This is a genomic window from Moorena sp. SIO3A2 (assembly GCF_010672265.1).
GTDB classification, from domain to species: domain Bacteria; phylum Cyanobacteriota; class Cyanobacteriia; order Cyanobacteriales; family Coleofasciculaceae; genus Moorena; species Moorena producens.
Map to the genome: position 1 here is coordinate 7512 of NZ_JAAHHC010000053.1, position 13389 is coordinate 20900.

General features: G+C 45.0%; 14 protein-coding genes, 1 tRNA gene and 1 pseudogene. 8 read left to right on the forward strand and 8 right to left on the reverse strand.

Annotated features, from left to right (window positions below; translation table 11 throughout):
• The first annotated feature begins 139 nt into the window (after positions 1–139).
• Both F6K64_RS32300 and F6K64_RS32305 read left to right on the forward strand, forming a co-directional pair.
• A complete protein-coding gene (locus F6K64_RS32300) occupies positions 140–712 on the forward strand; it encodes a Uma2 family endonuclease (RefSeq protein WP_287267534.1) in 573 nt (190 codons plus the stop codon).
• Between the two features lie 492 nt (positions 713–1204).
• A complete protein-coding gene (locus F6K64_RS32305; RefSeq protein WP_287267536.1) occupies positions 1205–3040 on the forward strand; it encodes an aspartate kinase in 1836 nt (611 codons plus the stop codon).
• Positions 3041–3111: 71 nt separating this feature from the next.
• Here F6K64_RS32305 and F6K64_RS32310 read toward each other — a convergent pair whose 3' ends face one another.
• From F6K64_RS32310 to F6K64_RS32320, 3 genes and pseudogenes are all read right to left on the reverse strand, one after another.
• Entirely contained in the window at positions 3112–3297 is a 186-nt protein-coding gene (locus tag F6K64_RS32310; protein WP_287254691.1) for a hypothetical protein, read from the reverse strand.
• 108 nt (positions 3298–3405) lie between these two features.
• A pseudogene (locus F6K64_RS32315) lies at positions 3406–3930 on the reverse strand (ExbD/TolR family protein); the annotation flags it as partial.
• A gap of 15 nt (positions 3931–3945) precedes the next feature.
• Positions 3946–4584 carry a MotA/TolQ/ExbB proton channel family protein gene (locus tag F6K64_RS32320; protein WP_008184062.1) on the reverse strand — a complete coding sequence of 213 codons (639 nt, stop codon included), beginning with the start codon at positions 4582–4584 and terminating at the stop codon, positions 3946–3948.
• A 770-nt stretch (positions 4585–5354) separates the two neighbouring features.
• Here F6K64_RS32320 and F6K64_RS32325 point away from each other — a divergent pair.
• A complete protein-coding gene (locus F6K64_RS32325) occupies positions 5355–5651 on the forward strand; it encodes a YkvA family protein (protein ID WP_008184057.1) in 297 nt (98 codons plus the stop codon).
• On the opposite strand, the gene F6K64_RS32330 is transcribed toward F6K64_RS32325, so the two are convergent.
• Both F6K64_RS32330 and F6K64_RS32335 read right to left on the reverse strand, forming a co-directional pair.
• On the reverse strand, positions 5648–5932 hold the full coding sequence (locus F6K64_RS32330) for a hypothetical protein (RefSeq protein ID WP_287267537.1): 285 nt from the start codon (positions 5930–5932) through the stop codon (positions 5648–5650). The two genes, F6K64_RS32325 and F6K64_RS32330, sit on opposite strands and share 4 nt — an antisense overlap.
• A gap of 10 nt (positions 5933–5942) precedes the next feature.
• Positions 5943–6015: transfer RNA gene (locus tag F6K64_RS32335), tRNA-His, on the reverse strand.
• Between the two features lie 238 nt (positions 6016–6253).
• On the opposite strand from F6K64_RS32335, the gene F6K64_RS32340 reads away from it, so the two are divergent.
• The 4 genes from F6K64_RS32340 to F6K64_RS32355 all read left to right on the forward strand — a co-directional run bounded on the left by F6K64_RS32340 (position 6254) and on the right by F6K64_RS32355 (position 9671).
• Entirely contained in the window at positions 6254–6640 is a 387-nt protein-coding gene (locus F6K64_RS32340; RefSeq protein WP_008184053.1) for a DUF4359 domain-containing protein, read from the forward strand.
• A 13-nt stretch (positions 6641–6653) separates the two neighbouring features.
• Positions 6654–7571: a sugar kinase gene (locus tag F6K64_RS32345; protein WP_008184050.1), complete on the forward strand. Its 918-nt coding sequence runs from the start codon at positions 6654–6656 to the stop codon at positions 7569–7571.
• 87 nt (positions 7572–7658) lie between these two features.
• Positions 7659–8708 carry a YheT family hydrolase gene (locus F6K64_RS32350; RefSeq protein ID WP_008184047.1) on the forward strand — a complete coding sequence of 350 codons (1050 nt, stop codon included), beginning with the start codon at positions 7659–7661 and terminating at the stop codon, positions 8706–8708.
• A 60-nt stretch (positions 8709–8768) separates the two neighbouring features.
• Positions 8769–9671 (forward strand): ChaN family lipoprotein, encoded by a 903-nt coding sequence (locus tag F6K64_RS32355; RefSeq protein WP_008184044.1) that lies wholly within the window; start codon positions 8769–8771, stop codon positions 9669–9671.
• Positions 9672–10038: 367 nt separating this feature from the next.
• Here the strand turns inward: F6K64_RS32355 and F6K64_RS32360 are convergent, their stop codons facing one another.
• Positions 10039–10866, reverse strand: coding sequence for an inositol monophosphatase family protein (locus F6K64_RS32360; RefSeq protein ID WP_044493139.1), 828 nt, complete (start codon positions 10864–10866; stop codon positions 10039–10041).
• Positions 10867–11102: 236 nt separating this feature from the next.
• Between F6K64_RS32360 and ccmS the strand changes: the two genes are divergently transcribed.
• Positions 11103–11531, forward strand: coding sequence for a beta-carboxysome assembly chaperone CcmS (gene ccmS / locus F6K64_RS32365; protein ID WP_008184040.1), 429 nt, complete (start codon positions 11103–11105; stop codon positions 11529–11531).
• 409 nt (positions 11532–11940) lie between these two features.
• Here the strand turns inward: ccmS and F6K64_RS32370 are convergent, their stop codons facing one another.
• The gene (locus F6K64_RS32370; RefSeq protein ID WP_287253660.1) at positions 11941–12201 is read right to left on the reverse strand and encodes a cupin domain-containing protein; all 261 of its coding nucleotides are present in this window, start codon (positions 12199–12201) and stop codon (positions 11941–11943) included.
• Positions 12202–12601: 400 nt separating this feature from the next.
• Positions 12602–13219 carry a vWA domain-containing protein gene (locus F6K64_RS32375; RefSeq protein WP_008184037.1) on the reverse strand — a complete coding sequence of 206 codons (618 nt, stop codon included), beginning with the start codon at positions 13217–13219 and terminating at the stop codon, positions 12602–12604.
• Between the last annotated feature and the right edge of the window lie 170 nt (positions 13220–13389).

A 13389-nucleotide genomic window follows, 5' to 3' on the forward strand; every position in this document is an offset into this window, starting at 1 on the left:
GAATCAAAAACGCGATCGCTAAAACAATTCTATAGCGTTAGTTATTTTTATAAAATACACTTAGGTTTCTACTCCCAACTCCCTACTCCCTACTCTCTACTCCCTACTCCCTACTCCCTACTCCCTTTCCCAAACAATCATGACCACCCTAACCCTTGATCTCCAATCCATTAAACTTACCGACGAGCAATTTTTCCAGCTTTGTCAAGACAACGACGATTTGAAATTTGAACGCAATGCTAATGGAGATTTAATTATTATGTCACCCACTGGCGGCAGCACAGGAAATCGCAATGGTAGATTAAACCAACAGTTGTTTAACTGGAGTGATTCCGATGGAACTGGCATTGCTTTCGATTCGTCCACTGGATTTAAACTGCCCAATGGTGCCGACCGTTCTCCCGATGCTTCTTGGATACCCTTAGCACGCTGGAATACTTTAACTCCTCAAGAACAAGAAAAATTTCTACCTCTATGCCCTGACTTTGTGATTGAGTTACGTTCTCCTAGTGATAGCTTAACAGCAATTCGAAAAAAAATGGAAGAATACCGAAACAATGGCACTCGTTTAGGTTGGTTGATTAATCGTAAAGAGCGACAAGTGGAAATTTATCGACCAAGTAAAGAGGTTGACGTTTTAGAGTCTCCCAGTAGTTTATCGGGAGAGGAGGTTTTGCCTGGTTTTGTGCTGTATCTTGACTTAATTTGGTGAAGGGTTATAAGCGGTCAGCGGTCAGCGGTCAGTAGTCAGCGGTCAGCGGTCAGCTATCATTCTTAAAATAAACCTTAAACCCTAGAATTTAATAGTTTGAGATTTTATACAATTGAAAGTTTTGGGAAAAGCAAATCATCAAAAAGCTGATGGCTGATAGCTGAATGCTTACCCAGAAACAAGGGACTGAAAAAATATTTTTTTGTTGACAATTATTGACGATTTTGTTAACGTATCCAGGGAATTACGATGTAAGCAGTCAGCAGTAAGCGGTCAGCCGTCAGTGGTCAGCCGTCAGCCATCAGCCGTCAGCCTTTAGCTGAAAGCACCTCAAGTAGCACCTCAAGTAGCGCATAAGCTGATAACTGTTCGCGTAGCGTGCGCGTAGCGCTTAAACTGATAGCTGATAGCTGATAGCTGATAGCTTACATTACGATTAACTCAATCCTGGAAACGGGAGTCAAACAAAGAAATAAATAGTGGAATAAGCTTATGTCGCTAGTTGTCCAAAAATACGGTGGTACCTCGGTGGGCTCTGTGGAACGCATACAAGCCGTTGCCCAGCGAATTCTCAAAACAGTCCAACAGAACAATTCCGTGGTAGTGGTGGTGTCCGCTATGGGTAAGACTACCGATGGTTTGGTACAACTAGCGAAAGCCATCTCCCCTAATCCGTGTCGTCGGGAAATGGATATGCTGCTATCCACCGGTGAGCAAGTGTCAATTGCTCTATTATCCATGGCCCTACAGGAATTAGGGCAACCGGCTATTTCCCTAACTGGGGCTCAAGTGGGTATTGTAACAGAAACTAAACACAGTAGCGCTAGGATTATGCAAATCGAAACCCAGCGGTTGGAGCGGTGTTTAAACGAGGGGAAAGTTGTAGTCGTTGCTGGTTTCCAGGGCATCACCAGCACTGATGAGTTAGAAATCACTACCCTAGGTCGGGGTGGCTCTGATACCTCAGCCGTAGCCCTAGCCGCAGCACTGGGGGCATCTCGGTGTGAGATTTATACCGATGTACCGGGGATTTTAACCACTGACCCCCGGATTGTACCGGATGCTCAACTGATGCCGGAAATTACTGCTGATGAAATGCTGGAATTAGCTAGCTTAGGGGCAAAAGTCCTCCATCCCCGTGCCGTAGAAATTGCACGCAACTATGGCTTAACCTTAGTGGTACTATCCAGCTGGAGCGATCAGCCTGGCACTAAGGTAATTTCCCCAAGCTCTCCCCCCCGTTCCTTAGAGGGGTTAGAAATTGCTCGACCAGTCAATACCGTAGAATATGACACCGACCAGGCAAAAGTAGCCCTCTTACGAGTGCCAGATTCCCCTGGTGTAGCAGCACGGTTGTTTGGTGAAATTGCAGTTCAAGACCTAGATGTGGATTTGATTATCCAGTCCATTCACGAACAGAATACTAATGATATTGCCTTTACCGTCAATAGCGCTATTATCAATCGAGCGGAAGCAGTAGCCGAAGCCATTGCTCCCGCCCTGCGTCGCCAAACCACCCCCGATACCCAAGAAGCAGAAGTGATGGTAGGTAGGGATATTGCTAAAGTCTCGATCACTGGGGCAGGGATGATTGGACGTCCTGGGGTTGCAGCTCAGATGTTCCGGGCTTTAGCGGATGCTGGTGTTAATATTGAGATGATTTCCACCTCCGAAATCAAAGTCAGCTGTGTGATTGATGCCGTCGAATGCGATCGCGCGATCGCGGCCTTGTGTAACTGTTTCGATATCAACAATACCCCCATTCATCTACCCATTCCCCCTGAAGCAGGAAATAGTGACCACTCAAGGGAGATCACCCATCCCCCGGTTCGAGGTGTAGCCCTAGACATCAACCAAGCCCGTCTAGCCATTCGGCAAATTCCCGATCGTCCCGGCATGGCAGCCAAGATATTTGGAACCTTGGCAGAGCACAATATTAGTATTGATATGATTATCCAGTCCCAACGCTGTCGAATCATTAATGGAATTGCCACCAGGGATCTTGCCTTCACAGTACCTCAAGCCGAAGCAGAAATGGCTCAGAAAGCCCTACAACAGATGGCACCAGTGATTGGGTGTAGCGAAATTCTCCTGGATGCCGATATTGCCAAAGTAAGTATTGTCGGTGCTGGCATGGTTGGACAACCAGGGATCGCAGCACAGATGTTTGCCGCCCTAGGTTCGGAACAAATCAATATTCAAATGATTGCCACCTCAGAAATTAAGATTAGCTGTGTTGTTGCCCAAGACCAAGGAGTGCGAGCATTGCAAGCTATTCATAAAGCCTTTGGTCTTGCTGGAAGCCAAAAAATTGAGGTTCCAGCTTAGGAATCTAGAACCAGAAGAGTGTGGGGAGAGGGGGAAGTGTGGGAGGTGTGGGGAGAAGTAGTGTTCGATAATTAGGTATAGTTAAAGACATAGTCTTGATCCAAAGCGCGAGTGGTGTGATTTCTGTGTGGGTCACCTGTGTCAGTACCTTGAAAGCCTCGTGGAAAATAGGGATCCCCCCTAACCCCCCTTAACAAGGGGGGGACACAACCGTTGCTGATCTGACTCCCTGACTCCCCATCCCCCCATCTCCCCATCTCCCCATCTCCCCACACTTCCCAGACTTCTCAAAAACCTTATTTCTTATTGGTAGATCCAGGCAAGAACTTTAATATGTCATTAATCGAATCGGAGGAGTTTTTTCCAGGGGAGTTGAAGTTAGGGACACCTGTTCCCGATGGTAGGGAAGGAATAAAGTCAATGGATTGACCTGAGGATCCCGGTAGAGTAGCTAGGGCTACGCGATCGCCTCCCACTTGTCGTAGCACATCCAATACCTGAACGACCTCGTTGTAACTGGCCTCCTTGGAAGCATAAAGCGCCATCAACCCATAAGGATTAGTTTGACGATATGCTTGCAGTTTCTTTTTGAACTGCTCTTGAGTTACCACTGGCTCTTGTTCAACGTAGAGTTGACCAAACTCATTAAGGCTAACCATTAAGATTTGCCGTCCTTGAGCCTTAGCAGTACTTGCCTTAGGCAAATCCACGCTCAGGGCTTGCTGGCGAGATAAGGTAACAGCTGCCAAAATGAAAAAGGTCAGAATACAAAAAATCACATCAATCAGGGGAACAATCTCAACCCGAACCTCTTCCGGCGAGCTATCCATTCGCAGTCTTAGAGGACGGATTGCCATCGGGGAACTAGCTGAATCCTTTTTTTTATTCATAGATATGTCCTTGGACTAAGAGCTTTCTTCTTGTTGTAACCAATATTGTCGATAAAGCAATTCCAACTCGCTTCCGGCTTTGCGGAACACTTTAACTTGGTTAAACCAAAAAGCCTGAAATAGTCTATAGAAGGCCAGACTGATAATCGCCACAATCAAACCTGTAGCTGTGCTAATCAGTGATTCTCCAATCCCCTGAGTCACCCCATCGGTGGAAGCTGTTCCAAGGTCACTAATGCGAATGGAACCCAATGAATTAATCAAGCCCAACACTGTACCGAGTAATCCCAACAATGGTGCTAGAGCAATCACAGCTTCCAGGAGTTTGTCCCCCCGTCGCATAGCAGCTAATTCATCATCCGCAGCCGACTCTAGAGCCAGCCGGAATACTTCTGGGTCAGGATTATTCAGTCGTAAAGGAGCATACAAATATCTACCGATGGGTTGTCGGCGTGACTCTAGGGCAATCTGTCTAGCAACATGCCAGCTACCAGCTGCTGCCTCTAGAACACGATTAACAATTATGCCTTCCCTCAACGCTATAGTTGCCCAAAACCAAATCCGTTCAAAGATTGTACCCATAGTCAGGATCGATAGAGCCAACAGAGGCCACATGGCGATCCCACCTTTTGCAATAAGTTCGACAATATCCACGACTTGCCCTTACTTCCAAATAACTCAGTGGTCTATCAATCTTCTATTGATTTTCAACCACTTACCAAGAAACTGATCCTATTCTCCACGAGTTAACTGATTAGGTCAGGAAATTTACACTTGGACTTTAGCACATCCGGTACAGAGTGTCTTAGCTAGTCCAGGCAGTGTCGGGAGTGTGGGGGGAGATGGGGAGATGGGGAGATGGGGAGATGGGGAGATAGGGAAGAATTTCATTTCCATGGGGCTAAGGTCTGATCACCATAACCAAGTTCCATATTAGGGAAAGCCTCAATTTTTGGTTTCAGCTACCTAAGTCCTAAAATTTCTAATTCTAGTAAAAACTCTAATCAAACGGGTGGTTATCCCCATAGTCGGTTTCTGGAAGAATCTGGCACTATAAATAGTAGCTATAGAGTATTGAGCTGTTGTTTGGTACCTCAGAGCCGGATATTTCCCCAGTCCGGTCTATAGGCAAAACCGCTTGTGCGGTTGCTTCGCTCTCCGGAGAAATCTTAAAAAGAGGTGCGACCCAAGGCCGCGAGGGATTGCTCGCGGCCTTGGAGGCGCGCACCTATCTGGCCCTTGGGGATAACGAGTTTGGCTGGTCTCGGCTGATTAGCATTTAAAACCAGTCCTTTCTTGATGCAGTCGCTCATGGGGGGAACCCCCGCGTGAAGGCGCTGCATCGCTTAAACCATTAGTTGGAGGTGTGGCTTTCTTACCCACGTAACTTGCTATGGGATGAGGTATTCAGCCGCAAATATTTGATGAACAATCCAATTCAATCTTTTTACAACTGGTATCGCAACACTATCCGCCATTCCAAGTACCGGTGGTGGATCATCTTGGGGACCCTAGTTTACTTTCTTAGCCCCATTGATATTTCCCCAGACTTTATTCCCATCCTTGGGCAAATTGATGATATCGCAGTTATAACCCTGCTGGTTTCGGAGCTGTCTCAGTGGCTAATTGACTTTGCCAAAACCCGCCAAAGCGAAAAAATTGCCAATGACACTCAAGACCCTGAAGTCAAGACTGTGGATGTAGACTCTATTGGTGTCTAGTCAAGGGTCTTGAAAGGGTTAACGCAGAAGTGATTATGTGAATTTACTTCTGCATTTTTTTGGCATTGCTGAATCTTCGCGCTGAATAGGAGTAGAGTGGGCATTCTGCCCGCCCGAGGGAGGATACGGGCAGGATGCCCGTTCCACACCAAGATGCCCGAAAGTTGAAACAGGCAAGATGCCCGCCTGGGAATTGAAACGGGCAAGATGCCCATTCCACAGCAGGATCCCCGTTCTACCAAGATGCCGGAAAGTTGAAACAGCCAAGATGCCCATTCCACGGACTTTTAGGGCGAACGACGGGACTCGAACCCGCGAGTGGTGGAACCACAATCCACTGCCTTAACCACTTGGCTACGCTCGCCATAATCTTACCGTTGTTGATTATAGCATCTTATTTGTGGGTTTATCAACAATCTATGAAATTTTGATGGGTTTATGCTGATTCCGTCAGTTCTGAAGTTTGCTGACAATTGCTGCAATTGTCTTGCCCTGAGGGACTTCCATCAAACATGCAAGACGTTACCAGTATTTTGCAGTTAATCTGGAACTCGAAGGCTTAATAGCCATCTTAATATACAATATACCGTTAAAAAATTCAGATGAAGATTTCACAGGTTGTCACCGCTTTTGGCACGATGGTGCTGGCGGTGGTGGGAGGCTCAATGGTGGTGACCAATCCTGGACAAGCTACCTATGAAGATTATGCGGTTGAGCAACTGAGCAAGTATCTAAAAGAAGAAGTTTGTCCCCAAGCACCGGAAACCCTAGGCAGTTTCCTGCGCCGTCAGTGTACCATCCTGGTGGATACAGGGCGACCTCAAATTAAGCAAGTTGTTGCCCAGAGCACAAAGCGAGAAAATTTTCTGCTCTTTAGTATTTACCGCACTGACCTGGATGTTAGTACGCTGATCCCTTCATACTCCTTTGAAACTGTAGGGATCTGTCAACAATTTTACCTTTACAAGGCTGATGAACAATCATACTAAGGGTAGTTGTTAGATGGCGAGCACTGGTCTTTTTGTGGGGATGGTTACCTTAGACCTGGTATACCTCAGCACCAAGCTACCAAGCAGCAATGAAAAAATAACTGCCTCTGACTATACGGTAGCGGCTGGGGGACCAGCGACGAATGCAGCAGTAACGTTTAGCTATCTGGGAAATATAGAGGTGCGACCCAAGGGCGATTTACTCGCCCTAGGAGGCGCGCACCTATCTAAAATTTTAGGTGTGGTGGGAATTAACCCGATTACTAAGCTAATTCGCAGCGATTTGACCAGTCATGGCGTAATCATCGCTGACCTTGATCCAGCTAACCCCCAACCGCCACCAGTATCTTCTATCATTGTTACGGAATCCACAGGCGATCGCGCAGTTATTTCGATTAATGCTACTAAAATCCAAGCCAGCACTACACAAATACCTCAGGATTTAGACTTGATGGTGGATGTGGTGCTCATTGATGGTCATCAGATGGTGGTTAGTAATGCGATCGCAAAATTTGCCAAAACTCATCATATCCCTGTAGTCATCGATGGGGGTAGCTGGAAGCCAGGATTTGAAACAATTTTGCCCTACGTTGATTACGCAATTTGCTCAGCCAATTTCTATCCACCAGGGTGCTGTGGTCAACAAGAGGTGATGGCTTATCTCCTAGACGCTGGGATTCCTCACATTGCCATTACCCAAGGAGAAAAACCAATTCAGTATCGCAGCTTAGGAGTGTCCGGTGAAGTACCCGTACCCCAGATTCAAGCAGTAGATACTTTGGGAGCTGGGGATGTGTTTCACGGTGCCTTCTGTCACTATATTCTACAGAAAGAGTTTACTGATGCCCTAGGCGCAGCAGCAAAGGTAGCTACCAATTCCTGTCAGTTTTTTGGGACTCGTCGGTGGATGGAAAAAGATATCGAAAATTAGAGCAATAAATTTTTGTCTGCCCACACCGATGGGGAACTAGAACGGCTTATACTCCTATCTGTAATCTACAAATAGCTACGAAACCTGATGCAAGACTACCAAGCTCCCTGGTACCTAAGAAATGGCTTATTTCAAAGTATTGCTACAACTTACTGGTACGGCAAAACCTGGAGTTGGTGGGGGGAAAAAGTACCTTGGCTTTCCCATTTGCCCCTGATTCCCTGGCAGGAACACATATTTACTGGTGCGGATCAGGTACCGTTGCGCGGATTGTGGAGTTGTCCTGACAATGCCAAAGGGACCCTGATTGTTAACTATGCCCTTACAGGGGATGTCGATAGTGGTTGGTATAGTCGTACCCTTGCTCGTAAAGCCTACAGTAATGGTTGGGCAGTGTTAATTTATGATTGGCGCAGTAACGGACGCAGTGCACAACTATCCCCAGTCCCATCTTCTGACGGTTGGCGAGAAGGGGAAGATCAGTTGCAGCTAGCCATGGAATTAGTAAAGATGGGTTGCCCAGAACCTGTCGGTTTGGTGGGCTTTTCCATGGGGGGACAGTTGGCATTGTGGGGACTTAAGGCCGCAGTTGAAAACAATTGTTCTCTGGTCAGGTTTGGAGCAGTTTTGGCTCCTAATCTGGAATCGAATCGCTCCATAGATTATTTGCTATCTACGCCAATGGGACGTTTGATCGAAAAGAGGTTCACTCATAAACTCAGGAAAATAGCTCAACAACGGTTAGAAAACTTTCCTGAGGCTGTTAAACCTGGTGTAGTGGAGTGCATTAACTCAATGCGGAGCTTTGACCACTATATGGTGATTGATTACTACGGGTTTGCTAGCGTTAATGAATACTATCAGAAGACTAGTGGACTTTACCTGTTGGACAGCTTAGCTTTGCCCTATTTGATCATCTATGCTGCGGATGACCCGATTTTTGACCCTACTATTATTCCAGAATTGGAAGAGCGAACGAGTAGTAATCCCTATGCCAACTTGATTTTAACTCCCCAAGGGGGTCATGTGGCTCACATTAGTACAGGCAAAGGTGATGTGGATGAATTTTGGGCTTTGAATCGGCTTTTGGAATTTTGTGATAGTAAATCAATTCCTGGCAATCCTGAATCACGTTAAGCTAAACATGACCAGTAAACATGACCAGTTGGATTTTTGAGTAGCTATTATCACTTTTATATGGGCACACTTACCAAAGTCGTTGTTTATTCCCTAGGAATTTTATTTCTCTGTACTACCCCAGTTTTTGCTCAACATAAACAACATAATAGTTCAACTGCCACTAGCCAGCAACAACAAATAGAAACGGTTAATCTACTATCTCTACCGGAGGTATTAGCGGAATGGAAAAAAGCCCGGGTTATCTATTTAGGAGAAACTCACAATAGCACAAAAGATCATGAGGCGCAGTTAGCGATTATTGAAGCACTAACCCGTGAAAATTCCAAAATTGCGATCGCAATGGAAATGTTCCAGCGCCCAGCTCAAGATATCCTGGATCAATACCTAGCCGGGGAAATCACAGAAGCTGAGTTGGTTAAGCAAAGTGAGTATGAACAACGCTGGGGCTTTCCTTGGGAATATTATGCTCCCCTAGTACGGTTTGCTAAAACCAATCAACTGCCTGTGTTAGCCTTAAATACACCCACTGAGGTCACTCGTAAAGTAGCCCGTAGCGGTTTAGAGAGTTTAACCTCTGCTGAGCAGGAACATATTCCGCCACTATCGGAAATTCGTACAGATAATGCTGATTACCGCAATCTGATTCAAGGATTTTACCAACAACATCACCACGCCGGTCATAGCAATAGTCTCAACTTCGACAATTTTTTCACTGCCCAAGTGTTATGGGATGAAACCATGGCAGAGAAGATTGCTTTGTTTGCCCAAGCTAACCCAGATTATCAAGTAGTAGTGATTGCTGGGCAAGGTCATATTATCTATGACTACGGTATACCCAGTCGGGTTGCTCGACGATTCAATCATCAGTTGGAACAAATTTCCGTTTTGTTGGGTGCTCAGCCAGAGAAACTGGCAGGAGAAAATGCGATCGCAGATTATTTATGGGAACATCCCTTTTGAATTAAGAATGTAGAATGTAGAATGTAGAATTTAGAATTTAGAATGTAGAATTGGGAATTTAGAATTTAGAATTTAGAATTTAGAATTTAGAATGTAGAATTGGGAATTTAGAATTTAGAATTTAGAATTGGGAATTTAGAACTTATAATTCTACATTTGGCCTTATACATTCTGCCTTATACATTCTACATTCTGCCTTATACATTCTACATTCTGCCTTATACATTCTACATTTGGCCTTCTTAATTCTACATTCTACATTTGGCCTTATACATTCTACATTCTTAATTCTACATTCTTAATTCTACATTCTACATTCTACATTCTTAATTCTACATTCTTAATTCTACATTCTTAATTCTACATTCTACATTCTACTTGCCTTATCCCCAAGAAACTCTACCAAGGGCTTAAACACACTCACTAATTCCGGACGTGCTGCAACTAGAGTTGGAAACGACCGCTGACCGTAATCTTGGCCTACTTCTAGGGGGAAAATTGTCTGAGAATCTAGGGGTACCCAAACTGCCCCAGCTGCGTGAATAATCACCCAAGCTCCAGCAAAATCCCAAATTTTCGGGGTGGCTTCCACTCCTCCTAAGGTGACACCGTTGGCAGTGGCGAGAAAGTTGTAACTGGCAACCCCTAGCATCCGAATTTTGCAGGGGAAGGGTTGCTTCATTACTGAGGTACTACGGGCGCACAGGTTGAAAAAGTGGTTTTGGCTAGGGGAATCCTGGCTGCTGTGGATGGGGCGTCCATTGAGAAAAGCACCGTTTTCGACACCTTTTAGCTCCGATTTCCCAAGCCAAAAACCATGAAAAGATTGCTGGACAGGAGCAAAATGAATGTAACCAAACACTGGAGTTCCCTGATACAACAAGCCTAAGGAAACCCCCCACAGGGGAATTCCTCTAGTAAAGTTGGTGGTGCCATCAAGAGGGTCAATAATCCAGCACCATTCAGACTCAGGAAATTGGTGGGATGCTTCTTCACTCAGTACGCCGTGGCTGGGGAAATGAGATGCGATCGCATCTCTAATTTCTTGATCTGCCCACCTGTCCGCCTGGGTCACTAACGTACCATCGGCTTTTTCGGACCCTTGTACCTGACCAAAGTCCCGGAGGTGCCGATTACCGACACGGTTTGTGGTGTCCTTGGCAAAGTTGAGAATATCTGTCCAAAAATCATTCATATCAAGTCCGGTGGTGCGCGGTACCGGAAATGATATCATGGTGCAGCTGTCTAGTAAAAACCACCCATCTGCCTTAGTTTCTTGGGTTAGTTTTTGGTTTGTGTCGCTCTAGACAATCGGGATGTGAGTATAGCGTTTTCCATAGTTATGAGGTACACAGGATTTTTTCCCTGCTCCCTACTAACTGCTAACTAAAACCCATAACGAAAGTACCTCACCCAATTGATAAATAATATATGGACTTATTCGGTAGTAATCGGCAAGACTTAGCAATAAACAAGTGGCAACATCAGTTAGATAAGTTTGTTAAAGCCAATCAAAAAGAATTAGCTGCACTGGCTTGGGGGCTATTTCTGGAAAAAGGAGAAACTGATGAAACCCTCGGACTTGATATGAAACCGAAGCCACATTTTGTTTACTGTCCTAGGGCAGCAATAGAAACCCTAAATCGTCAGGTTAATAACCAAATTCAGGAAATTTTGGGAGTGGTGGATGCTCATAAACCTGAGCAGGAAGTTCTGATTATTGGTATTGGTAATGGACAGTTGAAACTGATTCAATTTGAACCTGAACTTTCACCACCGGAGTGCTTTATAGAAGTTGGGAAAGATGTCGATCAATTATTAGAAGAATTAGAGAAGCAGATGAGTGAAACAATAAAGTAGGCATATAGAGTAGGGATATAAATTCCGGTTAATCACTTCGTTTTTATTACCCCTACTCCCTAAAATCCTGGATCAAAGCCCCTCAAAATTCTGGCGTTGCTGATTATGGGTATGGTTTTGCCCCCCTAGGGTGTGTTTTCAAACTCGGAGATCCCCCGTTGGTCCCCCTTAAAAAAGGGGGACTTTGAGTATGGCTCCCCCCTTTTTTAAGGGGGGCTGGGGGGGATCATAATCTTGCGGAAAACTTTGAAAACACGCCCTAGCCCCCCAAGCGAGGGATTGCTCGCTTGGGGGGAACAAAACTCTTAAAGTCCCCCAAGCGAGGGATTGCTCGCTTGGGGGATTTAGGGGGCTTTAACTTTCACCAGATAATCGCGCATTCATTCCTTAATTCAGCAACGCCAAAATTCTAGCCAAATTGATAGTGTTTTCTAACATTAGAAATAATCTTCCAGGTGCAAGACATTCCAGCTGGGAAAGTGACCAAATCTCCTTTGGCAATTTGAACTGGTTCACCACCATCTGGCGTGACAACTACTTCACCTTCTAGTAAGTAACAAATTTCCTGTTCATCGTAAGTCCAGGGAAATTCCGAGACTTCCTTTGTCCAAATTGGCCAATTTGAGACACCCAAGTTATCAAGATGGTCTTGGCTAGGACGTTCAATCATAATTTTATTGATATTGGTTGGTGTAGACATATAGCGTTTGTATTTGAGTTGTGAACAGAATCCTTAGGTAAAGGCAAGAGGCAAGAGGCAAGAGGCAAGAGGCAAGAGGCAAGAGGCAAGATTTAATCAAGTCAAGTATATAGGTATTTTTGATAAAAAAACAAATGGTATTCCTTGTTTAAACTTATTGGGAAATGCTATAGTTTTTGCAACTTAACCGTGTTCATTGGTAAGCATTCATTTTCATCAAAGCTATCAGCTAATACCCATAAGCTGGTCAGCTATCAGCTATCAGCTATCAGCTTTGGGCCTGTGGCCAGGCTACTGGAGGTGCTTTTGAATAAAATAAGCTGAAAGCTCAAGGCTGACGGCTGACGGCTGACCGCTGATAGCTTACATCCTAATCATATAGGGCATCGAGCAAAAACTTAGTAATCTGACTTTCCTCCATAGCTGACAAAAGCTTAGTGTCGGCAATATCTAACTTAGCGCCCGCAGCATGTAAATCATCATCTAAAGCAGTTAGAAAACCACGAGTAATGGGGTCTTCCCCCACTTGGGCAAACATCACACCCAGTTCTTCCTGAGAATCCATCTTATTAGTTGCTGCCACTAGCAATTTGACTACAGCCATGGGTGGCTTTGGTTCACTATCCAGGATGACGATAATAATATCACCGTTTGCTTTTGTCTGCTGGCGGGATTTACGGCTAAAGTGGTCATCAAGTGCAACTTTGAGCGGCTCAACCACATTGATGCTGTCTGAACCATAGGGCTGCTCAAACAGGTCAACTAATGCCTGACTAGTGGTGTTGTCATATTTTTGATAGGGAGTAGATGCAATATAAATAGTGAGTCCATCTGGATCAAGTTCCTCACATTTCTTTGCCAAGGCGATAATAGACTCCTGAGCTAGCAACCACTGCTTGTCCAGTCCAGGCAGGGTTCCAAAATTTTTAGAGGCATTTCTTGCCAGAATTATGGTGTAGTCTCGGTTTTGCAATAGGTCTTGAGACACAGTTATCCTCTGATCTCCATTAGCATCTTATCCTAAGTTTTCCCAGAAATCCTGATCAGATCCAATCAGGAGTTGGGAGAGTCTGGTTGAAAATGTTATTTTTCTATAGCTTTTTCTATAGCTAAGGAGTCCCAGACAAGTAAAGTGGACTGTTAAGAGTTGGAAACTTT